Origin of the sequence: Streptomyces sp. WM6386 (assembly GCF_000972385.1) — a bacterium.
Lineage (GTDB): Bacteria > Actinomycetota > Actinomycetes > Streptomycetales > Streptomycetaceae > Streptomyces.
Map to the genome: position 1 here is coordinate 39,253 of NZ_JXTE01000020.1, position 26,873 is coordinate 66,125.

The 26,873-nt window shown below is 71.5% G+C and carries 18 protein-coding genes and 2 tRNA genes; 9 read left to right on the forward strand and 11 right to left on the reverse strand.

The window, feature by feature from the left end; translation table 11 throughout:
• Nucleotides 1–30 precede the first annotated feature (30 nt).
• From TN53_RS14955 to TN53_RS14980, 6 genes are all read left to right on the forward strand, one after another.
• A complete protein-coding gene (locus TN53_RS14955; protein ID WP_046258951.1) occupies nucleotides 31–759 on the forward strand; it encodes a DNA cytosine methyltransferase in 729 nt (242 codons plus the stop codon).
• Nucleotides 756–1,634 carry a bifunctional DNA primase/polymerase gene (locus TN53_RS14960; RefSeq protein WP_046258952.1) on the forward strand — a complete coding sequence of 293 codons (879 nt, stop codon included), beginning with the start codon at nucleotides 756–758 and terminating at the stop codon, nucleotides 1,632–1,634. The genes TN53_RS14955 and TN53_RS14960 overlap by 4 nt, the downstream gene beginning before the upstream one ends.
• On the forward strand, nucleotides 1,631–1,951 hold the full coding sequence (locus TN53_RS14965) for a hypothetical protein (protein ID WP_234441595.1): 321 nt from the start codon (nucleotides 1,631–1,633) through the stop codon (nucleotides 1,949–1,951). The genes TN53_RS14960 and TN53_RS14965 overlap by 4 nt, the downstream gene beginning before the upstream one ends.
• On the forward strand, nucleotides 1,948–3,510 hold the full coding sequence (locus TN53_RS14970) for a YfjI family protein (RefSeq protein WP_420719100.1): 1,563 nt from the start codon (nucleotides 1,948–1,950) through the stop codon (nucleotides 3,508–3,510). The genes TN53_RS14965 and TN53_RS14970 overlap by 4 nt, the downstream gene beginning before the upstream one ends.
• 302 nt (nucleotides 3,511–3,812) lie before the next feature.
• A complete protein-coding gene (locus TN53_RS14975; RefSeq protein WP_046258955.1) occupies nucleotides 3,813–4,040 on the forward strand; it encodes an excisionase family DNA-binding protein in 228 nt (75 codons plus the stop codon).
• A gap of 86 nt (nucleotides 4,041–4,126) precedes the next feature.
• Nucleotides 4,127–5,407, forward strand: coding sequence for a tyrosine-type recombinase/integrase (locus TN53_RS14980; RefSeq protein ID WP_046258956.1), 1,281 nt, complete (start codon nucleotides 4,127–4,129; stop codon nucleotides 5,405–5,407).
• Nucleotides 5,408–5,491: 84 nt separating this feature from the next.
• Here the strand turns inward: TN53_RS14980 and TN53_RS47280 are convergent, their stop codons facing one another.
• The 4 genes from TN53_RS47280 to TN53_RS15000 all read right to left on the reverse strand — a co-directional run bounded on the left by TN53_RS47280 (nucleotide 5,492) and on the right by TN53_RS15000 (nucleotide 8,337).
• Nucleotides 5,492–6,202 carry a hypothetical protein gene (locus TN53_RS47280; protein ID WP_046258957.1) on the reverse strand — a complete coding sequence of 237 codons (711 nt, stop codon included), beginning with the start codon at nucleotides 6,200–6,202 and terminating at the stop codon, nucleotides 5,492–5,494.
• A 201-nt stretch (nucleotides 6,203–6,403) separates the two neighbouring features.
• Nucleotides 6,404–6,478, reverse strand: a tRNA-Cys gene (locus tag TN53_RS14990).
• 151 nt (nucleotides 6,479–6,629) lie between these two features.
• Nucleotides 6,630–7,211: an HD domain-containing protein gene (locus TN53_RS14995; protein ID WP_046258958.1), complete on the reverse strand. Its 582-nt coding sequence runs from the start codon at nucleotides 7,209–7,211 to the stop codon at nucleotides 6,630–6,632.
• Between the two features lie 13 nt (nucleotides 7,212–7,224).
• Nucleotides 7,225–8,337: a helix-turn-helix domain-containing protein gene (locus TN53_RS15000; RefSeq protein ID WP_046258959.1), complete on the reverse strand. Its 1,113-nt coding sequence runs from the start codon at nucleotides 8,335–8,337 to the stop codon at nucleotides 7,225–7,227.
• A gap of 125 nt (nucleotides 8,338–8,462) precedes the next feature.
• Between TN53_RS15000 and TN53_RS47285 the strand changes: the two genes are divergently transcribed.
• Nucleotides 8,463–9,023, forward strand: a complete 561-nt coding sequence (locus TN53_RS47285; RefSeq protein ID WP_052745203.1) for a hypothetical protein — start codon at nucleotides 8,463–8,465, stop codon at nucleotides 9,021–9,023.
• On the opposite strand, the gene TN53_RS47290 is transcribed toward TN53_RS47285, so the two are convergent.
• A tRNA-OTHER gene (locus TN53_RS47290) sits at nucleotides 8,995–9,092 on the reverse strand. The genes TN53_RS47285 and TN53_RS47290 overlap by 29 nt on opposite strands.
• Nucleotides 9,093–9,279: 187 nt before the next feature.
• Between TN53_RS47290 and TN53_RS15010 the strand changes: the two genes are divergently transcribed.
• A complete protein-coding gene (locus TN53_RS15010) occupies nucleotides 9,280–10,737 on the forward strand; it encodes an MFS transporter (protein ID WP_046259012.1) in 1,458 nt (485 codons plus the stop codon).
• A 9-nt stretch (nucleotides 10,738–10,746) separates the two neighbouring features.
• On the opposite strand, the gene TN53_RS15015 is transcribed toward TN53_RS15010, so the two are convergent.
• The 6 genes from TN53_RS15015 to TN53_RS15040 form a co-directional block, all read right to left on the reverse strand.
• Nucleotides 10,747–12,630 carry a non-ribosomal peptide synthetase gene (locus tag TN53_RS15015; protein ID WP_095046495.1) on the reverse strand — a complete coding sequence of 628 codons (1,884 nt, stop codon included), beginning with the start codon at nucleotides 12,628–12,630 and terminating at the stop codon, nucleotides 10,747–10,749.
• A complete protein-coding gene (locus TN53_RS15020) occupies nucleotides 12,627–13,367 on the reverse strand; it encodes a thioesterase II family protein (protein WP_046258960.1) in 741 nt (246 codons plus the stop codon). Before TN53_RS15020 ends, TN53_RS15015 begins: the two co-directional genes overlap by 4 nt.
• Nucleotides 13,368–13,409: 42 nt before the next feature.
• Entirely contained in the window at nucleotides 13,410–14,702 is a 1,293-nt protein-coding gene (locus tag TN53_RS15025; protein ID WP_046258961.1) for a M18 family aminopeptidase, read from the reverse strand.
• Between the two features lie 4 nt (nucleotides 14,703–14,706).
• Entirely contained in the window at nucleotides 14,707–20,622 is a 5,916-nt protein-coding gene (locus tag TN53_RS45080; protein WP_052745205.1) for a MupA/Atu3671 family FMN-dependent luciferase-like monooxygenase, read from the reverse strand.
• The gene (locus TN53_RS45085) at nucleotides 20,619–24,182 is read right to left on the reverse strand and encodes a type I polyketide synthase (RefSeq protein WP_095046497.1); all 3,564 of its coding nucleotides are present in this window, start codon (nucleotides 24,180–24,182) and stop codon (nucleotides 20,619–20,621) included. Before TN53_RS45085 ends, TN53_RS45080 begins: the two co-directional genes overlap by 4 nt.
• 64 nt (nucleotides 24,183–24,246) lie before the next feature.
• Nucleotides 24,247–25,563 (reverse strand): MFS transporter, encoded by a 1,317-nt coding sequence (locus TN53_RS15040; RefSeq protein WP_046258962.1) that lies wholly within the window; start codon nucleotides 25,561–25,563, stop codon nucleotides 24,247–24,249.
• A gap of 232 nt (nucleotides 25,564–25,795) precedes the next feature.
• On the opposite strand from TN53_RS15040, the gene TN53_RS15045 reads away from it, so the two are divergent.
• Nucleotides 25,796–26,716: a LuxR C-terminal-related transcriptional regulator gene (locus TN53_RS15045; protein WP_234441596.1), complete on the forward strand. Its 921-nt coding sequence runs from the start codon at nucleotides 25,796–25,798 to the stop codon at nucleotides 26,714–26,716.
• Nucleotides 26,717–26,873 lie beyond the last annotated feature (157 nt).

Consider the following 26,873-nt stretch of genomic DNA (forward strand, 5'->3'; position numbering starts at 1 on the left):
CCCGACAAAGCAGAACAGGAGACCTACAGCATGGCCCAACCCATGCCCATCCTGCGAGCCCACCTCCGGCCGCGTCTGCTGGACCTCTTCTCGTGCGCCGGCGGCGCCGCCGTGGGCTACCACCGCGCCGGATTCGACGTGGACGGATGCGACATCGCCCACCGCCCCAACTACCCCTTCCCGTACCACCACGGCGACGCCCTCACCTACCTCGCCCACCTGATCGCCACGGACGAGATCCATCGGTACGCGTTCGTCCACGCCTCCCCGCCGTGCCAGGGCAAGTGCACGTTGACCGTGGGCACCAACCAGTCCCGGGGATGGGGCGGCGCCCACGTCGACCTGGTGGCACCGACCCGCGAACTTCTCGATGCGACGGGCCTTCCGTACGTCATCGAGCAACCCAACGGGCAAGCAGAGATCCGCAAGGACTTGACCCTGTGTGGGGAGATGTTCGAGCTTGGGGTCATCCGCCACCGCAACTTCGAACTGGGCGGATGGCCGGCCGCGCAACCGCCACACGTCCCACACCGGGGCCGCGTACGCGGCTACCGCCACGGCCGCTTCTACGACGGCCCCTACGTCGCCGCGTACGGCAACGGCGGCGGCAAGCCGACCGTCCCGGAACTCCAGTCGGCCATGGGCATCACGTGGACCGACGTCCGTGAGGAACTGACGGAGGCCATCCCGCCCGCCTACACCGAGTTCATCGGTCACGCCTATCTCGCAGCCATCACGACTTTGGGGGCGGCGGCATGAGCACGACGCCCGAACCTCTGAACGCTGCTCTCGCCCTCGCGGCGGCCGGCTTCCCGGTCCTGCCCCTGCGGGCGGGCAAGGTTCCGTTCGGCAACTGTCGGACCTGCAAGACGAACGCGTGCGGCGGACGGCCCAACATGAAGACGGCGGGACCCTGCCGGTGCCCGGCGCCGTGCCACGCGTGGGCCGCCGCCACCACCAACCCGCACGTTCTCACCTCGCTGGCGTGGGCGCCGGTGTGGCGTGAGGCGGTGGCGGTCGCCTACCACCCGGGCGGGGCCGGGCTGACCGTCGTCGACCTGGACAACGCGGCGGCCCTCGCGTGGGCCCGCGTGACTCTGCCCGCCACCCGGACCGTGCCGACGACGCGGGGCGAACACTGGCTCTACCGGGGCGCCATGCCGTCGGCGAACGCGGTCCGGCCCGGTGTGGACATCAAGTCCCTCATGCAGTACGCCCGTTGGCTCGGGCCCGGCACCGGACGCATGGCCCTTCTCCCGGAGGCCGTGCGCACCTTGGTGGTGAAGGAAGACACCACCCCCGCCCCGGGGGAGGTGGCCTCTTCTGTCCCGGCGCGCGCCACGTGGTCGCGAGAGGTGGCCACCGGGTGCCGCCATACCGAGCGCTACGTCCGCACCGGTCTGGAACGCGGCCTCGCCATGGTTCGGGCCCGCATCGAATCGGGCGCCGGATCACAGGCGTTCGGCGTCGCCCGGTTCCTCGCCGCGCAGCACACCGGCTGCCCGGGGCCGTGCGGACTCGCCGCGATCGGCGAGGAGATCGTGACGGCCGCCGTCTTAGTGGGTGTCCCGGAGGCCTACGCTCGCCGCGCGGTCACCAACGGCCTTGAGGCGGCTGTGGAGCGCGCGGCATGAATAAACCATCCCGAACCCCCGCGAACGATCCTCAGGGCGCCGGACAGGGCCTGCCGCGGCCGCGCGTGGGCGAACCGAAGGTCGCCGCCCGCAAGGGCGTCCTTTCTGCCGTTGGTACTGACCCGCAGACGGTCACCGTCACCGGCATCATCCCGGGTCTTCAGATCCAGCGCGAGGGCATCCCGGTCGCGGACTGGCTCTGTGCCTGCGGACACCACGAACGCGCCCGCGGCCACGCCGCCGTCATCCGGCTGACCGCCCGCGTCATCGACGGCATTTGCCCCCACACCACCGCCGAAGGGAGGGCCGCCTCATGACTCCACAGCCTGTGGACAGCCCCGACCTGTGGGCCGGACTGCCCACCCTGCACGACCCTCCCGGCGAGGACGACACGGCCCCGGAGGCGTGGGAGGACCCCATTCCCCTCACCGGCCGCCGCGAGCGTCCACCGTTCCCCGCCCACGTCCTGCCCGCCTGGCTGGGGGAGTTCGTGGCCGCGGTCGCGGAGGAGACACAGACCCCGGTCGACCTCGCCGGATCGATCGCGCTCGCCGTGCTCGCCACGGCGGCCGGCGGCCGCTCGGTGGTCCACGTGCGCGGCAACTGGCGAGAGCCCACCAACCTGTTCACCGTGGTCGCGCTCCCGCCCGCCAACCGCAAGTCAGCCGTCTTCTCCCTGCTCACCAACCCCCTCTACGAGGCCGAGAAGCAGCTCAAGGCCGCGATGAAGCCCGTGATCGTGGAAGCGGAGCTGACCGCACGGCTGGCCAAGGAAGCAGCCGACAAAGCCGCCGCCAAGGCCGCGTCCGCCGACGGCGACAAGCGCGACGAGATCGTGGCCACCGCCGTCGGCCTCGCGCAGACCGCCGACACGCTCACCGTGCCCGCCGAACCGGTGCTGTTGGCGGACGACTCGACACCCGAGACGGTCACCTCGCTCATGGCCGAGCAGGGTGGACGGCTGTCGGTGATGAGCGCGGAGGGCGGCATCTTCGACATCATCGCCGGCCGCTACTCCGGCGCCCCCAACATGGAGGTCTTCCTCAAGGGGCATGCCGGGGACCGGCTGAGGGTGAACCGGCAGACCCGCCGCGAGTACATCGACGCCCCCGCCCTGACCATCGGCCTCGCCGTCCAGCCGGACGTGCTGCGGGACATCGGCAAGGTGAAGGGGTTTGAGGGACGCGGACTGCTGGCCCGCTTCCTGTACTCCCTGCCGGTGTCCACGGTCGGCGACCGCGAGATCATCACCGACCCGGTACCGGAAGAGACGTCCGCCGCCTACTCCGCGAAGGTCATCGACTTGACGCTGTCGTTGGCGGAGTGGACCGACCCGGCCGTCATCCAGCTCTCTCCCGAGGCGGACGCGGCCCTGATCGCCTATCAGAAGCGCATCGAACCAAAGCTCAAGGCACGCGGCGGCACGCTGGGCCACATCTCCAACTGGGCCGGAAAGCTCGCCGGGGCGACCGCCCGCATGGCCGCGCTGCTGCACCTCGCCGGCCACGGCGGCAGCGGCTACGCCCACCCCGTCACCGCCGACACCATGCACGCGGCGATCCAACTGGGGGAGTACTACACCGCCCACGCCCTCGCGGCGTTCGACGCCATGGGAGCCGACAACACCACCGCCCGCGCTCACAGCGTCCTGGAAATTCTGCGCACACACCGGTGGAGCGAGGTCAGCAAACGCGACCTGATGGTCAAGCTCTCTCGCTCGGAGTGCCCCACCGCCGCGGACCTGGATCCGACGCTGACCCTGCTGGAAGACCACGGCTACGTGCGAGCCCAACCCATCGTGCGTACCGGCGGACGCGGACGACCGCCCTCGCCCCGCTACTGGGTCCACCCCTGGCTGACCGATCCCACCACCTGAAGCCGCCCACAGAAACCACAGAATCACAGAAATACCCGACGCAAGTCCCCTGACCTGCAAGGACAGTACGTTCAGGGGGCTCGGGGCGCTCCGTCACAGAATCTCGCAGAGAAGCCACAGAAATAAGCCCGACCCGCCGCGCCGGACCGGCCCCCCTATTTCTGTGGAACCTTCGTCGAATTCTGTGGCAGTCAGCGGCGCCCCGCATCAGTGCAGGTCAATCCCATGATCGCGGGTTTCTGTGTATTTCGTGGTTTCTGTGGCGGCACCTACCCATGCACTCATCCCCACCGGAGTGAGCCTTGGACGAACAAGACACCCTCGCCGTCCCCACCGACGACGACCCGACTCTCGTACTCCTCAAGGTCGAAGAGGCCGCCCGCCGACTCCGCATCGGCCGCACGACCTGCTTCGCACTCATCCGTACCGGTGCACTCGAATCCGTCATGGTCGGTGGTCTGCGCCGCGTCCCCGTCGACGCACCGGCCGCCTACGTGGCCAGCCTCCGAAACGCCCCACGCGCCGCTTGACGACGACTCGGGGCGGCGGCACTCCCGGACAGGACAGCCCGCCGCCCCGGTCTCCATCCCGACACGCAAGAAACAGGAGCTTGCCTGTGGCAGAAAACAAGAAGCGCACCCGACAGCCGAACGGCCGAAGCTCGATCTACTTCGGCAAGGACGGCAAATGGCACGGCCGCGTCACCGTGGGCGTCCGCGACGACGGCACGCCGGACCGCCGCCATGTCGAACGCAAGACCAAGACCGAGGTAGCGGAGGCTGTCCGAGAGCTGGAGAAGCAGCGAGACGCCAAGACCGTGCGGAAGCCCGGCAAGGCATGGACGGTCAAGGCGTGGCTGACCCACTGGATTGAGAACGTCGCGCCCCTCGCCGTGAACGACAACACGATGGTCGGGTACGGCGTGGCCGTCCGGAAGCACCTCATTCCCGGCTTGGGCGCTCACCGTCTCGACAGACTGAAGCCCGAGCACATCGAGGTGTTCTACGCCAAGATGCAGGTCAACGGGAGCAAGCCCGCGACCGCTCACCAGGTCCACCGGACGTTCCGCGCCGCGCTCAACGAGGCTGTGCGCCGCGGCCATCTCGGCAAGAACCCGGTGCTGTTGGCCAAGGCTCCGAAGACGGGGGATCACGAGGTAGAGCCGTACACCGTCCAAGAGGTGCAGCGGCTGTTGAAGGCCGCTGGCCAGCACCGCAACTCCGCACGGTGGGCCGTAGCCCTTGCGCTCGGTCTGCGTCAGGGGGAGGTGCTGGGGTTGCAGTGGGAGGACGTGGACCTTGACGGCGGATTCCTCGTAGTCCGCCGTAGTCGCCACCGCCCGCAGTACGCCCACGGGTGCTCTGAGTCCTGCGGACGCAAGGCCGCCGGGTACTGCCCACAGAAGCGACGGATCAACCCGGAGGTGTCCGTCACCAAGTCACGCGCCGGCCGTCGGTCGGTCGGACTCCCCGAACAGCTCGTTGACCTACTCCGGGCGCACTTGAAGGCGCAGGAAGCCGAGCGAGAAGCAGCCGGGAAGCGATGGGAGGAGAACGGCCTGGTGTTCCCCGACGAACAGGGCCGTAGCCCGTCACACCGGCGAGATTGGGCCGAGTGGAAGGTACTTCTGACTGAGGCGAAGGTGCGGGACGGGCGACTGCACGACGCACGTCACACGGCGGCCACGGTCCTACTCATCCTCGGTGTCCCCGAGCGGGCTGTCATGGGCCTCATGGGGTGGTCGACCACAGCCATGGCCGCTCGCTATCAGCACATGGTGGACGCCGTGCGGACTGACATCGCACGGCAGGTGGATGGCCTGATCTGGAGACCCGACGTCGAACAGCCGGACGATGACGACGGAGGAGCGGCGAGTGTGGCGCTGCCGGCGAGATAAGACGGTCGCCTGAAGTAGAGCGGCACTCCACGGAGTGCCGCTCGCGCGTTTCCCTAGTTGAACCGGTGTCGCCTGAGAATTGCATCAGGCCAGTCCTTGACTGAAGTCAAGATTAATCGGTCGTGTGAGGGGAGGGTCTACCTCTCCTGTCAGGGGGATGTCGGTGTCCACGATCTCAAAGGTGAAGGAGTCGATCCAGACGCATCCACTGCCGGTCAGGAAGGCGCCGTAGAGAATGTCCTCTCCTTCAAGAGGTACATCAAGCACAATTTCCCGCCGTACCCATCCGCTGGTTCCGCTTAGCATTCGGGTATCAGATTGAGTGTTCTCGAAAGCGAGTTGATTACCTTGGGCGTCGACCCGCAACCAAATAGCCGCGTGTTGGGCCACATCCTTTGTGCGCATCACTGCTGATAGCCGAATGCGTTTCCCGACGTAGTTCGCGGCGCGAACAGTCTGCACGTAAGCTCCGAACCCGCGCGGGCTCGCCTGTGCGCGGATAAACGCGCTGGCGGTTCCTGACTGATGTAACTGGGTATCGAGGCCGTAACTGTAATCCTCCGGATGGCTTCCTGTGACATGCCAGCCCTGGGGACGGTCTGTTATGGCATTCGAATCAGGAGGTGTGGTTACTTCGGCAAGCAGTTTCGCCGTCTCAGCTTTGGTTCGTTCTGCTTCCGCATCAAGTTTGCGTGCTTCGGCCCGTACTCTCGGACGATTCGTGAGGTGAGTAATGAGCGCGACCGCTGCACCCCCGATCCCGGAACTCACGATGGCAGACAATGGCACGTCCATGATCCCCCCGAGGAATGCGCGATGTCTCTGCTAGTCAGGGCAGTACCCACGCATGCAGTCAGCGAGACAGGCGGGCCATAGTGACCTCTCCGCGCTGTCGGTGCGGCTGGCCTGGCCAACTGAGACGGAAAGTGAGACGTGCGGCGAAGGGCGGCACCCCTTTGAGGGGTGCCGCCCTTACGTTTCAGCTGATCAGGCAGGTGGAGGCCGTGGCGGGAATCGAACCCACGTAACTCGCTTTGCAGGCGAGTCCCTAAACCACTCGGGCACACGGCCGGGTTCGGGTCGGAGGCGTGGACTCCGTCCCGGACTGGGTGAGACGACCGTATGGCGGTGGGAGGGGGTGGCTCAAGGGAATCGCGGGAGCTGCAATGGGACTGCCACACGCCGTTCATGAAACGGGCCCTCGGTTGGGCTCGCGGGTGGCTCAGCTGGGCTGTTCGCCCAGGACTGTTCGGAGCCAGTCCAGGGGGTCCATGTCCAGTAGCTGGTCGGCGAGTTCGTTGGCGGTCTTCGTGACGAGGCGGGCGCGGCTGTTGTCGATCCAGCGTTGGGCGAGCTCGTAGCCCTGGGACTTGTACTCGATGCCCTGGAGCATGCACTCCAGCTTGTCCGCATCGCTGGCGCAGATCGCTTCGGCGGACTCGCGGTCCTCGTACTCTGCGATCAGGTCTCTCACGGTGGAGGCGAGACTTTCGGGCATGCCCGTCACCTGGTCGGCGGTGACTGCCCGAGCGTCGGCCTTGTCGGCGTACTTCTTGGCGAGGTGGTTGACGTCTCCTGTCCTGGTTTCCTGGGAGTCGTGCCAGACCGCCAGGAACGCGGCGCGTGCCGGATCGGCGCCCTCCAGCTTGGCGATGATCGACGCGATCAGCGAGGTGCGCCAGGCGTGCTCCGCCACACTCTCCGGGTCCCGCACGCCGGCCATCCACCAGCCGGTGCGCCTGGACTGCTTGAGCGTCCCCGCTTCATACAGGAAGCGTGCCACCTGGGCCAGCTCGTCTGCCACGCTCGGACTCCTCTCACGCCTCGGCGAGGCGGATCGCATAGCTGATGCTCTCAAGCTCGCGGCGGGCGCGAGTGGTCAGCTCTCGGCCATCCAACATCACTGAGAGCCGTTCGCGAAGAGCGCGAGTGGCTGCTCCTCGCTGCAGCAGGTGCGGGCGGGCGGTGAGGAGGGACCACAGTGAATGGATGGTCAGGTCGACGAATCCATGTTGCGGCGACAGGCCCTGGACGAGATGGGCGAGCAGCTTGTCGCCCGGCCAGGGGCCGGGTGCGGGGGCAGCAATGAAGTCGTCGGAGAGTTCCAGGTGGTTGGTCTCGCCGATCCAGTAGGCCCAGTAGTTGAGATTCGCTACCTCACCTGCGTCGTCCGCCAGTGCGACGTCGATGAAGTGACTCATCCGGTCGTGGTCCCCTTGGCGGGCGGCGACAGCCGCCACGGAGCGGGCGTTGAGCCATTTCGTGAGCCAGTTGGTCGGCCGCTCGGTTTTCTGTTGGTGGGCAAGCCATCCCGGGGTGTCCGAGTGATGGTCGTAGCCCGCCAGGTACAGGGCCTGGCGGCGAAGCAGGAACTGCTGCTCGCTGTGGGCCTGTTCGGCAGTGTGGCGCATCCGCGTGAAGAATCGACGGCGGTCGTCCACCGAGAGTTCCGGGGCTGCCGGCACGGGGCCGCGTCGTGGTCGCGGTGGTTGGGAAAGGGCACGGATCGGCTGCGGCGCCACGCCATTGAACGGCCACGCTAGGACTTCGACGAGGTCGCGTTGCATTACCCAGGCGCCCAACGGGCTTGCCTCCACAGGGGTTTCCTCGTCCAGGGCGCTATGCAGGAGCACGTCGGCTTCCATCGCCCGCTCAAGAGCCTGCAGCAGTGGGGGAGCGGCGCCGAGCTGCATCAGCAGGTGTCGATGCACCAGCATCTGTCCGACGGGTACGGCAGTCAGCGGGCGTCTTCCCGATTCCCAGCCCGCGATGGTGTCCGGCGATACGCGGAGTTGTTCGGCGAGGGCTTCCTGAGTGAGCCCCAACTGCTCGCGCACGATCCTGAAGACGTAGCCGGAGACGACCCCGCCACGGGGTTTGGAAGGCGAACCCCGACCGCCGGTCAGAGAAGGCTTTGAACGTGACGTCATGTACCCCCCATTTCCGCTCGACGGGGTGCTCCTACCTGTACTGGCAGTCACTACGAGCCGTGGTCGCAGCTGCGTACCGTCCGAGTAGTCACCTGGAATCCGAGCGTAATGAGGACGGTGCAGGCGTGGACGCCAATATGCAGATGAATACCCGCTTGGCTGACGCAGCCGCGGGTGAAGTGATCGCCCACTGGCTGTTGCTGGCACATCCGATGCCTGCCCAGGCTCGTCAGGAGTGGACCGAGAGCAGGGTGGCCCTCTTGCCTCTGGGCGTTCTGTACTCGGCCGTCCGACTTCCGGCGCACCTTGTGCATGCTGCGGCCCGCTGCCGCGAGTTGGCCGACGTGGACGCCTTCCTCGATGAGGCTCTCGACGGAGGACCCGTCATCTGTGATCCGCGCGGACCGCGGTACTACGCGCTGGTTCCCAAAAGCATGCCCTTGACGTGGAGGGACGCGGCTGAGGAATGGCGTCCGCTGGGTGTGGACTGCCTGGGGCGCGGCACCTACCTGGGCGTGCCAAGAGTGGACATCGTGGAGTTCGACCCGCAGACGCACGTCTCGTATTGGGCGGTGCCTATGCCGTCGGATGCCGAGCTGTGTGTGCCGCTCAGCATTGCGCGGCTGATCGCGGCGGGGAAACGTGCTCTCGGGGAGGAGGCCGTGGCGGGAATCGAACCCGCGTGACTCCCCGCGAGCGGCGCTCGCTGATGGATGCAGTGCAGGCGAGTCCCTGAACCACTCGGGCACACGGCCGTGATCGATGAGTAGACCGTATGGCGGGCGAGAGGGCGGGCTCAAGGGAATCACGGGGGCTGCAACGGGACTGCCACACGCCGTTCATGAACGGGGCAGTCCGTCGGTGGTCGTACGACCAAGGTCCCGGGGTCGGAGCGACTCCCGACAGGGGTCAAACCGGGTCGTGGCCCTTACGCTGGCGACCATGACAGCCCTCGAACCGCGCGGCACCGATGCCGCGGACACCGCCCCCGACCTGGCCCCTGTCGTCGAGGAGGGGGTGCTGAGCCGGTCCTATCGGGCGCTCAGCATCGGGATCGTGTCCGTGGTGCTGCTGATCGCGTTCGAGGCGACCGCCGTGGGGACGGCGATGCCGGTCGCGGCGCGGGAGCTGGACGGGGTCTCGCTCTACGCGTTCGCGTTCTCCGGGTACTTCACGACGAGCCTGTTCGGGATGGTGCTCGCCGGACAGTGGTCCGACCGGCGCGGTCCGCTCGGGGCGTTGACCGGCGGGATCGGGGCGTTCGCCGCGGGGCTGATGCTGTCCGGGACCGCGGGCGCCATGTGGCTGTTCATCCTCGGGCGGGCCGTGCAGGGCCTGGGCGGAGGGCTGGTGATCGTCGCCCTCTACGTCGTCGTCGGGCGGGCCTATCCCGAGCGGCTGCGGCCGGCGATCATGGCGGCCTTCGCGGCGGGCTGGATCGTGCCGTCGATCGTCGGGCCGCTCGCCTCGGGCGCGGTGACCGAACACCTCGGCTGGCGCTGGGTGTTCGTCGGGATTCCGGTGCTGGTCGTGTTCCCGCTGGCGCTCGCCCTGCCGCAGATACGGCGCAGAGCCTCCGGGCCCATGGCCGGATCCGACGGGAGCGCCGCCTTCGACCGCCGCCGTATCCGGCTCGCCCTCGCCATCTCGCTCGGCGCCGGACTCCTCCAGTACGCCGCCCAGGACCTCCGCTGGCTCTCCCTCGTCCCCGGCGTCGCCGGCGCCGCGCTGCTGGTGCCGGCCGTGCTCGGGCTGCTCCCGCGCGGGACCTACCGAGCGGCGCGCGGACTGCCCTCCGTGGTGCTGCTGCGCGGGGTCGCCGCGGGCTCCTTCATCGCCGCCGAGTCCTTCGTACCGCTGATGCTGGTCACCCAGCGAGGGCTCTCCCCGACGCTCGCCGGGTTCTCCCTCGCCGCGGGCGGCGTCACCTGGGCGCTGGGCTCGTGGGTGCAGTCCCGGCCACGGGTCGAGCCCTACCGCCAGCGCCTGATGATGCTGGGCATGGTCCTGGTCGCCGCCTCGATCGCCGCCGCACCGAGCGTGCTGATCGCCGCGGTGCCCGTCTGGACGCTGGCCGTGGTCTGGGGGCTCGGCTGCTTCGGCATGGGCCTGGTGATCGCCTCCACGAGTGTGCTGCTGCTCCAGCTCTCCGCCCCGTCCCAGGCGGGCACCAACTCCGCCTCCCTGCAGATCTCCGACGCCCTGTCCAACGTCGTCCTGCTGGCGACGGGCGGTGCCGCGTTCGCGGCCCTGGGCGGTGGCACGGTGAGTCATACGGCGACGGAGGCCACCGGCTCCCACCCGGCCGCGTTCGCCGCGGTGTTCCTGCCGATGGCGGCGGTGGCCCTGGTCGGGGCGTGGGTGACGACCCGGCTCAGGGAACGGCCGACCACACCCTGAGCCCGAGCGTCACGCCCGCCCCGTGACCCGCCGTATCTCCTCGGCGAACCCCCGTACGGTCGGCTCCTCCAGCAGGGCCGCCAGCGGGATCTCCGCGCCCAGCCGCTCCCTGAGCCGGGTGACGGTCTCGACCACCTTGTACGAGTTCCCGCCCAGGTCGAAGAAGTCGTCGTCGGGCTTCACGGAGTCCAGCCCGAGGGCCTCGCACCAGACAGCGGCCACCAGGTCCTCCACTCCCAGCTCCTCGACTCCCAGCTCCTCGATCCCCGTGTCCGCCGCGGGCGCCGGGCGCGACGGTGTGGTGCGGGCCGCCCGGGACTCCAGCAGCAGGCGGTCCACCTTGCCGTTCGGCGTGAACGGGAGGGCGTCAAGGAGGTCGACCGTCGCCGGGACCATCGTGGGCGGAAGCCAGCCGCGCAGGGACTCGCGGACCGACGCCGTCAGTTCGGCGGCAGGCGCGGACGGCACCTCGGGCACCACGAACGCGGCCAGCGCCTTCTCCAGGCCCGTGCCGTGCGCCACCACGACCGCCTGACGCACCCCCGCGCAGCGCCGGGCCGTCGACTCGATCTCGCCCAGCTCGATACGGACACCGCGGACCTTCACCTGCCGGTCGACCCGGCCGAGGAACTCCAACGCGCCGCCGGGCCGGGCCCGTACGAGGTCGCCGGAGCGGTAGAGCCGCCGGCCCGGTGCCACGGGGGGCGACCGGAGGAAGCGTTCCGCGGTCAGTTCGGGCCGGTCGAGATAGCCGAGGGCCAGGCCCGCGCCGCCGATGTACAGCTCGCCGGGTTCGCCCTCGGGCACCGGGCGGCCGTCGTCGTCGAGGACCCACAGCTCGGTGTCCGGGACGGCGGAGCCGATGAGGACCTTGTCGAGGGCGGGGTCGCGCGGGCACACCCAGGCGGTGCAGTGGATCGTGCACTCGCTGGGGCCGTAGAGGTTGGTCAGGGAGGCGGTGGAGCGGGCGTGGAAGCGGTGCACCAGGTCGGCGGGGAGCGGCTCGCCGCCGGTCAGGACCTGGCGCAGACCGTCGTAGCGCTCGGTCTCGTCGCGGGCCAGCAGGAACAGTTCCAGCAGCGACACCCCGAAGTACATCGTCGTGACGCGGTGGTCGCGGATCAGCGCCGCCAGGTGGTCGGCGTCGCGCTGTCCGCCGGGGGCGGAGAGCACGAGCGTGGCGCCGCAGAGCAACGGCCAGTAGATCTCCGCGAGATACATGTCGAAGGTGCACGTGGTGTGGTGGACGAGCCGGTCGTCCTCGGTCATGGGGTGCGTGGTCTGCAGCGCGTTCATGCGGGAGACCAGGGCGCGGTGGCTGATCAGGGACGCCTTGGGGCGGCCGGTCGAGCCGGACGTGAAGATCAGCGCGACGGGGTCGTCCGGAGACCCGCTCACCGGTGCCGCCCGACCCTCGCGGTGGTCGTCGCTCGTGAGCATCGGGACCCCGCAGCCGTCGAGGCGGTCGCGCAGGGCCCGGCTCGTCAGTACCGCGCGCGGCGCGCAGTCCTCCAGCATGCCGAGCGTGCGGGCGGGCGGATCGGCCACGTCGAACGCCGCGTGCGCGGCCCCCGCGCAGGCCACGCCCAGCACCGCGGCCACGAACTCGACCGACCGCTCGTGATAGACCGCGACCCGGTCGCCGGGCCCCAGCCCCCGGGCCCCCAGCGCCGCCGCCACCGCCAGCACCCGCTCCCGCAACTCCCCGGCACTCACCACCGCGCCGTCGGCACAGACCAGCGCGGTCCGCCCCGGGTCCCGCCCCAGACGCTCCAACAACAACGCATCAACCCGGTGCACGCCACCAGCGACATCCACGCCGACGGCCGCGCCCGCCGCGCCCGCCGAACCCGTCGCGCCCGCCATACCCGCCGTACTCGTCACACGCGTCATACGAGACCCCAGTGGTCGAGGTTCTCCGCCACCGTCGTGGCCAGTGCCTGCGGCTCGTCCACGAGTAGTAGGTGGTGGCCCGGTAGCCAGACGGTGCGGGTGTGGGGGCCGAAGAGGGACCAGCCGTCGGTGCGTTCCTCCGAGCAGAGCTCGTCCTCGTCGCCGAAGACGGTCAGGAGGGGGACACCGGGGTCGAAGGGTTCGCAGACGTAGTCCTCTACGGCCCTGATGTCCGCCACGATCGCCGGCAGCAGCAGGCCGAGCATCTCCTCGTTCGCGGCCAGCGTGTCCGGGACGCCGCCGAAGTCCCGCAGGATGTCCAGGACTTCGGCACGGTCGCGGCCGGGGTCGACGTCGCGCAGCGGACGGCGGCCGGGGTCGGGCTTCTCGTTCACCGCCCACTGGGACACCACGACGAGGCCCGCGACGCCGGCGGACCCCGAACGCCGCAGCGCCTCCAGCGCGATCACGGCGCCCGAGCAGACACCGAGCACGAGCAGGGGAGCCGAGCCCGGCAGGTCCCGGATCGTGGCGGTGACATCCGCGGTGAGGGCGTCGAGGTCGCCCCCGGTCTCCCGGACGCGGGACTCACGCCCGGGCAGCCGGGCCGTCGCCACCAGCCAGTCGTCCGGCGCGTGCGCGGCGAACGGCTGCCCGCTCGCCCCGCCCGCCCCGGCGTGCGGCACGATCAGCACCCGCAGTACGGCCCGCTCGGGGTCGGCCCCCGCCAGGGTCACATTCCTCGATGACACCTTCTGCCCGCCCTCTTGTCGGTCGGCTCAGCCCGCCGAGACGAACTCCGTCAGCGCCCGGGTCAGATACCCGGGGTCGTCCGCCCCGCACAGCTCGCGCGAGGAGTGCATGGACAGTCCGGGCACGCCCACGTCCACCGTCGTCACGCCCAGCCGGGCCGCGGTGAGCGGCCCGATCGACGTACCGCAGGGCATGGCGTTGTTGGACACGAACCGCTGCCAGGGCACCTCGGCGCGGTCCGCGGCGGCGGCGAACGCGGCAAAGCCGGTGCCGTCGGTGGCGTACCGCTGATTGACGTTGACCTTGATCACCGGGCCGCCGTTGGGCAGCGGATGGTTGTCCGGGTCGTGCCGCTCGCTGTAGTTGGGGTGCACCGCGTGCGACATGTCGGCCGAGGCACAGATCGTGCCCGCCAGTGCCCGCGCCCAGTCCTCGGCGTCCCCGCCCCGCGCGGTCACCACCCGGCCCAGGACGCGTTCCAGGAGCGGGCCCTGCGCCCCGGTCTCGGAGCCGGAGCCGACCTCCTCGTGGTCGAACGCGGCGAGGACCGGGATGCGTTCGGCGGCCGCCGGCCAGGACTGTGCGACGGTGGCCAGCGTGGCGGCGCCCGCGTGGACGGAGACGAGGTTGTCCAGCCGCGCCGAGACCAGGAACTCCCGGTCGGCGCCCAGCAGTCCGGGTTTCTGCACATCGTGCAGCATCAGGTCCCAGCCGAGCACCTCACCCGGGTCGAGCCCGGCGCCGGCCGCGATCCGGCTCAGCAGCGCACCCGGCTCCGGCCGGCCCAGCGCCCACACGGGCTGGAGCTGGCGCTGCCGGTCGAGGGCGAGGCCCTCGTTCACCGTACGGTCGAGGTGGATCGCCAACTGCGGTACCCGCAACAGAGGTTCGTCGATCTTGACCAGCTTCGCCGTGCCGTCGCGCAGGGTCAGCCGGCCGGAGACACCGAGGTCGCGGTCGAGCCAGGTGTTCAGCGGGACCCCGCCGTAGATCTCCACGGCGACCTGGCGCCAGCCGGCCGAGCCGGTGTCCGGGGTCGGCTTCACCCGCAGGTTGGGGGAGTCGGTGTGCGCGCCGATGATCCGGAACGGTGTGTGCGCGGGCGCCCCCTCGGGGACGTACCAGGCGAGCAGCGCGCCGCCCCTGACGACGAACCGGCCACCGCTGTGACCGGTCCACTCCTCGGTCTCCCGCAGCTCTTCGAAGCCGGCCTTCTCCAGGCGCTGCACGGTCTGCGCCACCGCGTGATAGGGCGAGGAGGCGGCTTCCAGGAAGGCGAGCAGGTCTTCGTTGTGCAGGGGATCGATGGCCTTGGTCATGCGCTTATGCCTCTCCGGAGGTGGTGGGGGCGAGCAACTCGCCGACCGTGCGGCCGGGGTCGGTGCACAGGTCGTCGAGGACGGACAGGTAGGAGTCGAGGATTCGCTCCGCCGACTTCCTGTCCCACAGGTCCGCCGAGTATTCGACATAGGCCCGGTAGCCCAGCGCCGGATCGCGGCGCGGCGCCAGCCCGAACGTCAGCTCCGTGCGCGCCGCCGGTGGCGCCACGTCGTCCACCTCCACCCCCAGTCCGGGGATCTCGATCTCCACGTCGTCGGTGTTCTGGAAGGCCAGCAGACACGACACCACCTCGGGCACCTCGCGTACGCCCGCCTCCCGCAGCGCCTGCCACACCTCGGCCGTCGGCAGCACGTTCGCCATGGCGGCCAGCGTCTCGGCCCCGGTGCGGACGACCAGTTCGGCGCACGTCTCCTCGGACCCGACCCGTATCCGCACCGGCATGTTCGTGGAGACCAGCGACACCAGCGTCTCGGTGTCGCTGCCGTCCCGGTTGGCGTACGGCACCCCCACCAGCAGGTCCCGCTGTCCCGAGAGCCGGGCCACGGTGACGCCGAGCGCGGCGGCCGCCACGGCGAACGGCGTCACCCGGTGGGCCGCGGCGAACCTCTCGACCCTGCCCCGCAGTTCGGCCGGGGCGTGGGCGCGGACGGTGTCGCCGTCGCCGCTGAGGTGTCCGGAGCGGGGCCGGTCCGTGGGCACCTCGAGGCGGGTGGGTACGCCGGTGAGGTGGTCGACGAAGTGCGCGGCCCGCCGGGTCCGTTCGGTCCCGCCCCGGCGTTCGAGCTGACGGCGGGCGTGGTCGGCGGGCTGGGCCGAGGGCGCGGACAGGGCGGGGGAGGTGCCGGTCGCGGCGGCGGTGTACAGGGCGGCCAGCTCGGCGAGGAGTACGCCGTGGGACCAGCCGTCGGTGCAGATGTGGTGCACCACGAACATCAGCACCCACTCGTCCGGCGCGACCCGCAGCAGCCGCAGCCGGGGCAGGGTCGGGCGCGTCAGGTCGAAGGGCTCGTCGGCCGCCGTCCGGCAGGCCTGGTCCGCGCGCTGCGCGGCCCGTTCGGCGGGGAGCCGGCTGTAGTCGACGATCCGCAGGGGCGGCGGGGCGACGTCCACGACCTCCTGCCACCAGGCGCCCCCGCCGTCCTGGGCGTATCGGGTGCGCAGTGAGTGGTGGCGCCGCACCAGCTCGGTCAGGGCCGTGCGCAGGGCGTCCGTGTCGACGGGTCCGGTGAGGCGGATGCGCGTCGGCACGTTGTAGACCTGCGGCCGGGGCAGGGCGGGCTGGGCGGCCAGCATCCGGGCCTGCTGGTCGGTGACGGGGGCACGGTCCACGACGTTCTCGGTGACTCCGGTGACTCCGGTGACTTCGGTGAGTCCGGCGGCCCCGCTCCCCGTCAGCGACCGGATCAGCGCGCCCAGCGTCGGTTCGGCGAAGAAGTCCGCCAGTGAGAACTCGGCACCGAGGGCGTCCCGCACCCGGTTGTGCAACCGGATCGCGGCGATCGAACTGCCGCCCAGGTCGAAGAAGTCGGCGGTGTCGGAGACGTCGTCGGTACCGAGGACGGAGGACCACAGGGCACGCAGGGTCTCGGCCTCCCGCGGGGTGGGCGCCACCGGATGGCTCGCCGTCGCGGAGGCGGCCTGCACATCGCTCGCCGTCGCGGTGGGCGTGCCCGGGTCGCTCACTGTCGGGGTGGCGGCGGGTCCGGTGTCCGCCACCGTCACGGCCCGTCCGCCCGCCATGGCCTCCAGTACCCGGTCCAGGTCCGCCAGCAGCCCCCGTACGGTCGACGCGTCGTACAGATCGGCGTCGTAGCGGATCCGCAGCCGTAGCCCGTCGCGGGTGTCCAGGGCCGCCAACGCCAGTTCCAGCGGGGCGGATTCGGTGCCGCCGGGGATCTGCTCCGTGGTGAGTCCGGGGAGCCGGAGCCGGGACAGGGGCGCGCCGTCCAGGTCCGCCGACACCGTCACCAGGGGGCGCGGGTGGCCCGGGTCGGGGTTGACGGCGGCCAACAGGGCGTCCACATCCACGTGTTGGTGCGCGTCGGCGGCGAACAGCGCGTCCCGGGTGGCCCGTACGGCGTCCCGCAGCCCGGTCGCGTCGGTGAGCGACGCCTTCAGCGGGAGTACGGCGACGTGGAAGCCGACGGTGTGCTCGGTGCCGGGGCGGCGCCTCCCGAAGGTCGATCCGACCACGAACTCGTCCTGCCCGGACCGCTCCCGCAGCACCAGCTGCCAGGCGGTGAGCAGCGTCGCGAACAGGGTCACCCCCTGTCGCCCGCTCCACTCCCGGAGCCGGCCCGCCCGGGGCGCGTCCCAGGAGACCTCCTCGGCCGCACCCCGCCCGGCGACCCGACGCCCGCGCGGCCGGTCCGTGGGCAGGGCGGGGGTGGGCGGCAGGGGGTCGAGATACCCGCGCCACCACTCCAGGTCGGCGGGGTCATAGCCGGTCGACGGCCTGTCCGGGGTGGTGGGGTGGTGGCCGGGCTGTGGTTCGTGCAGGTGGGCGGGGGTGTGAGGGGCCTGTGGCCCGGGCGCGGTGGTTCCCTCCGGTGCCGCGAACGCCGGTTCATCCGGGTGGGCAGGGGTGTGAGCGGTCCGCGGCTCGTCCAGGGTGGTTCCCGCCGGTGCCGCGAACGCCGGGTCCCGGTCCTCCACCGACGCCCGGTACAGCTCCTCCAGGTCCGCGGCGAGCAGCCCCGCCGAGTGGGCGTCCGTGATGATGTGGTGCAGGCCGAGGACCAGTACATGGTCGTCCGCGGCGAGGCGCAGCAGCCGGGGTGTGAACAGGGGGCCCTCGGCGAGGTCGTACGGCCGTCCGCTCTCCTCGCGCAGGACGGCGGCCACCGCCCCCGTCCCGTCGACGTCGGTCACCGTCAACTCCGGCCGCAGGTCGGGTCGTACGACTTGCTCGACCGTGTCGCCCGCCGCGCGGAAGACCGTCCGCAGGCCCGCGTGCCGCTCGACGAGTCCCGCGACGGCCGCGCGCAACGCCCGCTCGGAGAGGGGGCCGCGCAGCCGTACGGACTGGATCTCGTTGTACGCGGCCGGATCGGCGATCAACCGCGCGGCGAGCCAGAGCCGACGCTGGGCGTCGGTCGCGGGCCCACGGCGGACCGTCTCCATCGGGCCGCCGGTCGCGGGCCCACCAAGACCTTCCGCGGACCCCCGGCGCCCGACGACCCGGCGGCGCGCACCCGCGGAGTCGAAGCCGACCACTCCCATCGTGCGCCCACCTGGCGGCACCGCCTTCCCCGTGCTCCCGCCCGGCAGCGCAGCCTCCATCGCGCCCACGCCCACCGGCACCGCCTCCTGCGTGCGGCGCCGTAGCGTGTCCAGGTGTTCCAGGCCCGCCCGCATCCGCTCTGCCGGCATTCCGAAGTCCACCAGGGCGGCGATCTCGTCGACGCCGGCCTCGCGCAGTGTCTCCACCAGGGGGGCGCAGCCGGCGGGCGTGCCGATGAGGGCGCGTTCGTCGCAGTAGCGGTCGTAGGCGCGGCGGAAGAGGTAGTCGAGGTCGTCCTCGCTCGCCGTCGCCACGTCCTCGGGCCCGGCGCCCACCGCGCTCGCCGCCGACCGCATCTGGAGGGAGGAACGCAGATAGCGGCTCATCGGCTCCAGCGCCTCCGCGCGGGCCGTGGCGTGGTCCGTGCCGAGGTAGGTGTGGAGCAGGACGGTGACCCGGCCGGTGTCGGGGTCGAGGCCGTGCTGTTCGCGGGCCTTGCGGAAGTGGCGGATGTTGTCGGCGAGTTCGGCGACGGTCTGCCCCATCAGGTTGGTGACGATCCCGAGTCCGCGCCGCCCCGCCTCCTCGTAAGAGGCACGCCGCCCGGAGGTGGCGAGGAACATCGGAGGCAGCTCCTGCACCGGACGTGGGTGGATCGTCACGTCGACGGGCCGGCCCTCGCCGGTGGTGCGCCGTACCGCGCCGCCGCGCCACAGCGTCGTCACGTCGTCGAGGTGGGCGAAAGCGATCTCCTTGCGGCGCTCGAAACGGTCCGGATGGAGCGCGAAGTCCTGGGCGTGCCAGCCGGTGGCGCAGCCGAGGCCGACCCGGCCGCCGGAGAGGTTGTCGACGACCGACCACTCCTCCGCGACCCGCACCGGATCGTGCAGCGGCAGCACCACGGACCCGGCGTTGAGCCGGATCCGGCTGGTCTCGCGGGCCAACGAGGCGGCCAGGACCGCAGGGTTGGGGAAGAGTCCGCCGAAGGAGTGGAAGTGCCGCTCGGGCAGCCACAGGGAGCTGAAGCCGCGCTCGTCGGCGAAGCGGGCGGTGTCGACGAGCCGGTCGTAGGCGGAGGTGCTGTCGGCGTCGGGGTAGTCGCCGAAGAAGTACACCCCGAAGTCGGGCTGTTTCGTGCGGGGTTCGGGCTGCGCTCGCCCGACGGTGGGCCGGGTCGTCGGAAAGAAGCCCGCCTCCCGCAGTTCCCGCAGGGACCCCTTCACCGCGTCCGCGATCCGCTCGGTGTCGGCGTCGGTGTGAGCGGTGGAGAGATAGAAGCTGCGCCACTCCCAGACGTAGATGCCACGCAACAGCAGGTGTTGGTAGAGCAGTTCCATGTCCGCGCGGTGGACGAAGCGGAACATCGACCCGAAGTGGGCCAGTTCCAGGGGGAACTCCTCGTCGGTGAAGAACCGGTTGAGGTCGTCGGCGAGGGCGTCCGTGCGGGCGTTGAGCCGCTTCTGGAGCCCGGGTCCCTCGGCGGCGAGATGGGTGAGGACCGCCTTGGCCGCCGCCATGGACAGCGGGTGCTGAAGGTAGGTCCCGCCGAAGAAGGTGGTCTCGGCGGTGGGGCGGCTCTCGTCGCCGTACCGCCAGAATCCGCCGTCGACGCCGTCCATGATGTCGGCCCGGCCCGCGATCGCCCCCACGGGGAAGCCGCTGCCGAGCGCCTTGCCGTAGGTGGCCAGGTCGGGCGCGACACCGAAGTGGTGCTGGGCGCCGCGCGGATGTGGGCGCAGTCCGGTGAGCATCTCGTCGAAGAGCAGCACGATGCCGCGTCGCCGGGTCAGTTCGCGCAGTTCGCGCAGGAAGGCGACCGGGCGCAGGGCGGGGTTGCGGCACTGCACGGGTTCGACGAGGACGGCGGCGATGCGGTCGCCGAGGGCGTCGATGGTGGTGAGGGCCTCCTGGCTGCCGTACTCCAGGACGATCAGCTCCGCGACGGCGCTGTCGGGGATGCCACGGGAGACGGGGACGGCGCCGTCGCCCGGTCCGGGGCGGCCGAGCACCGTGTCGATGTGACCGTGGTAGGAGCCGCGGAACATGACGATCCGGTCGCGTCCGGTGGCGGCGCGGGCGAGCCGGATCGCGGCGGAGTTGGCCTCGGTGCCGGAGGCCGCGAACGCGACGCGTTCCATGCCGGTGAACCCGGCGAGCAGTTCGGCGACCTCACCCGCCTCGACCGGGCGCGGCCCGAACCGCAGCCCGCCGTCCAGGTGTGCGCGCACGGCCTCGGTCACGCACTGCGGCTCATGGCCGAGGAGCAGGGACCCGAAGCCCATCGTGATGTCGGTGTACGTGTTCCCGTCGATGTCCGTCAGGTGCGCGCCGCGTGCGCCACGGGCCGCGAGCGGATACAGCGTCTCCTTCGTCGAACGCCGGAACCCGACCACGGCCCGGCTGTCCGCGAGCACCGAACGCCGCGACTGCGCCAGCTCCTTGGAGGTCCGGGTGCGTTCCGTGAGCCGCCGGGCGAGGTCGGCGGCGTGCGTGCGCTGGGTGTCGGTGGCGTCGGCGCCGGCCATGCCGGAGTCGTGGGGGAGGGTGACGCGGGGGCCGTGGACGGCGGGTGCCGGGGGTGCGGGATCCGCCGCGCCCTGCCGTGCCCGCGCCAGCTGCTCGTCCAGTCGGCGGGACAGCGCCGCGGCCCGGTCCGCCGCCGTGCCCGGGCTCACCGGGCGGCCCGCTCGGCGGTGAGCAGGGCGACGGCGTCGGAGAGCTGGGTGATCAACGAGGCCTGCGTCTCGGCCAGCACGTCGATCTGGCGCCGCAGCTCGGCGACTTCGCTGCGGCTGGCATACGCCGCCTGCCCGGGTGCCTCGAGTGCCTCGGGTGTTTGGGGTGTCTCGGGTGTCTCGAGTGCCTGGGGTGCCGCCTTTCGCGGCTCCGGTATCTGCCGTACGTCGATGATCTCGGCCCGTGGCTCCGGTGCCGGCCGTGCCGCGCGCTCCGTGATGAGCCGTGCTGTCAACTCCGGTGACCCCGCGTCCTCCAGCAGTTCCCGCACGGCCAGCCGTACCCCGAACTCGCCCTCCAACTGCCGCAGCATGCCGATCAGTTGCAGGGAGTCCGCGCCCAGCCCCACGTAGGTCTCCCCGGCGCGCAGCCCGTCCTGGTCGTATCCCAGATGCTGTGCGGTCAGTTCGAGTACACGCTTGAGTACTGCCTGGTCGGTCACGTCGTTCTCCCCATCGGGTTCTCTCGCGGGTTCGTGCGCGGGTACGGCCGTGGTGGGTGGCAGTGGTGGGCCGATCCAGTACGACCGGTGCTCGAAGGGGTAGGTGGGCAGCGGGATACGCCGGCCTCCGCATCCTTCGAGCAGGGCGGCCCAGTCGAGGGGCGTCCCGGCGCAGTGCAGCCGGGCCGCGGCCCGCCACACCTCGTCCGGGGTGCCGCCCGTGGGCACGCAGAGGGTGTCCGGGACCGCCCGCCGGGCAAGCCGGGTCAGGGTGGCGTCCGGGCCGAGTTCCAGCAGGGCGTCCACGGGGGCCAGGGTGCGCAGTACGGCGTGGAAGTCGGCGGTGTGCCGGGCCTGGCGGACGAGGTGGCCGGCGTCGGGCAGCCAGCCCGGGGGATGGGCGACACCGTCCAGACCACTGACGAACTCGATCTCGACAGGCCGCAGTTCGGCCTTCTCGACGGCCGCGCGCAGTTCGTCGAGGACCGGGTCGAGGAGCGCGCTGTGGAAGGCACGGTCCACCGGCAGCGGTACGCCGGTCATGCCCTGCTCGGTCAGTCGGCGGTGCGCTTCGGCGATGGCGTCGGGCGGCCCGGCCAGCACCTGGTGTCCGGGCCCGTTGGACACGGCGAGCTCCACGCGCCCGACCTCGGCGGCGAGTTCCCGGACCCGGTCCCGACCCGCGAAGACGGCGAGCATCGCGCCGGGCGCCGTGTCCTGCATCAGCCGCCCCCGCCGGCACAGCAGCCGCATGCCGTCCGCCAGCGACAGCGCCCCGGCGGCACACAGCGCCGCGAACTCCCCGACACTGTGCCCGGCGACCGACCCGGGCCGCACTCCCCAACTCCGCCACAACCGGAGCTGGGCGACTTGCAGGGCGAAGATCGCGGGTTGCGCGAAGGCGGTGTCCCAGGGGGTGGGGGGTGCGGAGACCGGACCGAGGGTTCGGGCGGCCCGGTGAGGGTCTTCGGCGACCGGGCCGGGATGACCGGGACGCCGCGCCTCTTCCGCGCCCGGGTCGCTGGGACCGCCTTGGCCTGATCCGACGGGGCGCCTCGATCTGGCGGAGGCGCCGGGCTCGTCGGAGGTGTCCGGCCGGTCGGCGGTGCTCGGCCCGCCGAAGTTCCTCGGCCCGGCGGAGACGATCGGTCGGTCGGAGGTGCCCAGTGGGTCTGAGCTGACCGGTCCGCGGGTGCTACGCGACCCGTCGGCGGCCCGGGCAGGGTCGTCCTCGCGCCCGCCCGACGGCCTTCCCGCGCCGATGATCCGGGCGAGGAAGTCCTTCTCGCCCGTCTCCTGCTCGTAGACCCGCGCGCACTCCCGCAGCACCTCGGCGACGACCGGGAAGCGGGCGGCGAGCGCCGCGGCCATACCGGGGCCGCCGGTGCCCTGGCCGCTGAAGAGGAAGGCGGGGGAGACGGGCAGGTCGGCCGTTCCGGTGAAGGCGCCCGGCACGTCGGCGAGGACGGCGGGGGCGACGGTCCGGTCGGCCGTCCCGGTCAGGGCGCCCGGCGTGCCGGCGAGGAACGCGTCCAGCCCCTCGACGAAGGGCGCGGTGACGACCAGCCGGTGGGGCAGATGGCGCCGGCCGAGCGCGGTCGTCGTCAGCAGATCGGCGGGGGCGAGATCCGGGCGCCGGACCAACTCGTCCCGGAAGGCCCGGGCATACGCCGTCAGCGCCCCCGGCGTCCGCGCCGACAGCGGCAACAGCACGGGCCCGGCCCGCTCACCACGTACCGCCTCGGCAACCCTCCCCGGCGCCTCTTCCACGATCACGTGCGCATTCGTCCCGCCCATCCCGATGGAGTGCACCCCCGCCCGCCGGACCCCGGAGCCCGGCCACGGTGTCGCCCGGGTCGGTACGACGAACGGGCTGGTCTCCAACGCGAGGAGGGGATTGGCGCGGGTGAAGTTCACCAGCGGCGGTATCACCCCGTGCCGTAACACCAGGATCGTCTTGATCAGCCCCGCCAGACCCGCCGCGCTGTCCAGGTGGCCGATCGCGGGTTTGGTGGAGCCCAGCGCGCAGAAGGCCGTGCCGTCCGTGTGCGCTCTGAACGCCTCGGTGAGCGCGGCGAACTCGATCGGGTCGCCCTTGAACGTGCCGGTGCCGTGTGCCTCCAGATAGCCGAGGGAGTCGGCCGGAACGCCCGCCCGTGACAGCGCGCCGAGTACCGCGTCCCGCTGGCCCGCGACGCCGGGCGCGGCGAACCCCCCTTTGTCGTCACCGTCGTTGGTGACAGCCGAGCCGAGGATGACGGCGTGCACGGTGTCGCCGTCGGCCAGTGCCCGGGCCAGCGGCTTCAGCAGGACCGCCGCGACCCCGTTGCCGCCGACCGTGCCGTCGGCGTCCGCGTCGAAGGCCCGTACCGTGCCGCTCCGGGAGATCGTGGAGCCCTTGACGTGCCGGTGCCCGGTGATCTGGGGGAGGTGCAGGGCCGCCGAGCCCACCAGCATCAGCTCGGCATCGCCCGCCAGGAGCGCCTGGCAGGCCAGATGGACCGAGACGAGGGCGCTGGAGCAGGCGGTGGCGACATTGACCGCCGGGCCGCGCAGTCCGAGCCGGAAGGCGGCCCGGTTGGCGGCGAAGTCGGGATAGTTGCCGACCTGGGCCTGCTTCTGGGCGAGCCAGTCGTCGCCCGGCGCGTCCGCGAGGTTGTTGGCGAGATAGCTGTGCAGCGAGTACAGCCGGTATCCGACGCTGCCGTACACCCCGATACGGGCGTCGGAGCCGGCGTAGCCGCCGTCCTCCAGGGCGTGGTGGCAGCACTCCAGGAGCAGCCGCTGCTGCGGATCGGTCACCTCCGCCTCGCGCCCGGTCATCCCGAAGAACGCGGCGTCGAAGCCGTCGACCCCGTCCAGCAGCGCACTGGCGCCGACGAGGTCCGGGTCGTCGAGGAGGTCCTCGGAGGCTCCCGCGGACCGTAACTCGGCCCGGGTGAACCGTCGTACGTGTGAGACGCCCGCCTCGATGTCACGCCAGTACTGCTCGGTGGTCCCCGCTCCCGGGAACCTCAGCGCCATCCCGATGACCGCCACGCGTCGGTCGTCCGGCACCCCTTCTCCCCCTTCTGCTCCGGCTCGATGGTTCGACCTCGACGGTTCGACGTCCGGGGCCGCCTCACACCTCCGCGCGCGCCTCCGCCCCCGTGCCCGTGCCCTTGCCCTCCGCGTCCGTGCCGGCCGGCGCTGTCGAACGGCGGCGCAGCACCAGGGCCACGAAGAGCACGGCGATCACGATGGCCACACCGTGCGCGACCGCGACGACCGACAGCGGTGAGAACACGTCGAGCGCGGCGCCGACCGCGATCATCCCGGCGCCGAAGCCGAAGCTCTCCACGGTCGCCGACAGCCCGAAGGCATGGGTGCGCAGACGGTCCGGCAGGGTCTGCAGATGCTGGGTGTAGGACACCTCGGTCAGCCCGTCGGCCGCCCCCGCGACCAGCGCGATCAGCACGGTCGCGGTCCAGGGCAGCCCGGCGAAGGCCAGGATGAAGGCGCCGGACATCACGATGGTGCCGAGCCCGAACCCCAGGGCGCCCAGGGCTTGTTCCGAGCGCCGCGGCAGTCGCTGGATGACTTGCTGGGCCACGATGTTGCCGAACGCCCACACGCACCAGAACACGCTGACGAACGTGGCCGGGCTGTCGGTGTCCAGCTCGGTCGAGTACACGGGCAGCGCAGCGTTGTGCGAGGACGAGCCGAGCGCGTCGACGCCCCGCAGCAGCACCATCAGGCCGAGCACGGGCGCGCCGGCCAGGACCGTCACCGCGGCGGGCAGCCGGCGGCGCTTCTGCCCGGCCCCGGCCGGACTCGCCGCCTCCGGCGCGTCCTCCGCTGGGTCCGGCTTCGGCCGCCGGGTGACGGGCAGTTGGGCCACCGCCACCGCGCACACCAGGAACGTGGCCATGTCCAGCAGGAAGGCCGCCGTGTAGCCGAGCAGGGAGACGACCACACCGGCCGACGCGAACCCGGCCACCATCGCCAGCGAACGGCCGCTCACCATCAGCGAGTTGGCCCAGGTGCGGCGGTCCTCGGCCACCATCTCCGGGATGACCGAGCTGCGCAGCGCGACCAGGAAGACCGTGCCGGTGATCCCGCCCACCGCCGAGACCACGAACAGCACGGGCGTGCGCAGCGTGTCGGGCGCCGCGACCAGGACCGCCAGCACCGCCGCCTGCACCACGTTCACCCAGAACATGACGGACCGCGCCGACCACCGGGCCAGGATCGGCGCGGCCAGCAGCCCCGCGACGATCCCCGCGGCGAGACGTACGGCCATGAAGGCGCCGACGGCGAGCGCGCGGTCGGTGACGGCGTAGACGTACAGATTGAGCGCGACGACGTTGAGATAACTGCCGTACGACGACAGGGCGTAGCCCGCGACCAGGATGCGGTACCGGCGTTCCCGCACCGAGGCCGTGACGGGTTCCGGCATGCTCGACTTCCTTCGCGGACGGCAACAGGGCGAGGTGCGGGCAGGGTTGCCCCAGGGGCGGAACCCGTCGAACAGAACCTGTCGAACACTAGTCAGGCGGTGCGGAGTTCGGCCCGGGGGACGCGGGCGCATGAATGTAATCTGCACACTTGTGAAGCGTGATCATTTCGACCCACGCACGTGTGATTGCCATGAAACGCGTCCGACCCGCCCCTGCCCGCGAGCGCTGGCGGTGTACCGCACCGCGCTGCGCGAGGGACGGGTGCCGGCCGCCGAGGTGCCGCGCTGTCTGACGGAACTCGGACTCGTCGTCGCCGACACGGACCCGCCCGGCTGGTGTCTGCCGGTGGCGCCGGACGCCGCGCGCTTCGCCGTGCTGTCCACGATGGAGGACCGGCTGGCCGAGCAGCGCCGGGCCCTGCGGTCGGCGTCCGCACGGCTCACCGCCTTCGAGTCGCTGTACGCGCGCGAGCAGCGCTCGGCCCTGCCCGCCCTGGTCCGGCTGACCGAGAAGGCGGTGATCAGCGCGGCCCTGGAGGCGGCGGTGGGGGACTGCCGGCACGAACTGCTCACGGCCCAGCCGGGCGGCGGCCGCGCGGAGGCGACGCTGCGCGAGGCGCTCGGCCGCGATCTGCGGGCGCTGCGGCGCGGGGTCCGCCAGCGCACCCTGTACCAGCACACCGTGCACGCGCACCGGCCCACCATGGCGTACATCGAGCGGGTCACCGAGGCGGGGGCCGAGGTGCGCACCCTGGCCGAGGTCGTCGAACGGCTGATCGTCTGTGACCGCTCGGTCGCCTTCGTGTCGCTGTCGCAGGACAGCGCGGACGGTGCCCTGCAGATCCGGGACCCCGCTCTGGTCCGCTTCCTGGCCCGCGTCTTCGAGCAGACCTGGGAACGCTCCACTCCCGTGCACCCGGCGGACCCCGCCGAGCGCCGCAACCCCGCCGTCACCTCCGACCTCCAGCAGACGATCCTGCGCGCGGTCGTCGCCGGCGAGACAGACGACTCCATAGCCCGCCGCCTCGGCATGAGCCGCAGAAGCGTGGCGGAGCACATCAGGAAGGTGTCGCTACGGCTGGGCAGCGGGAGCAGGGCCCAGCTCGGCTACCTGGTGGCCACGTCGGGGTTGCTGGAGGACGACGGCGGGTGACGGTAGGCGCGGTGGCCGTGTGACCTCGATCCCACCCACGGGGGACCCGGGCCTGTCCGCACGTTGACCCCGCCGGGCCGCCGGTAGGGTGGCCCGGTTGTCATACGTAGCCGACCCGTCCGCACAGCCCAGCCGAGCCGCTCGACCCCTTTACGGA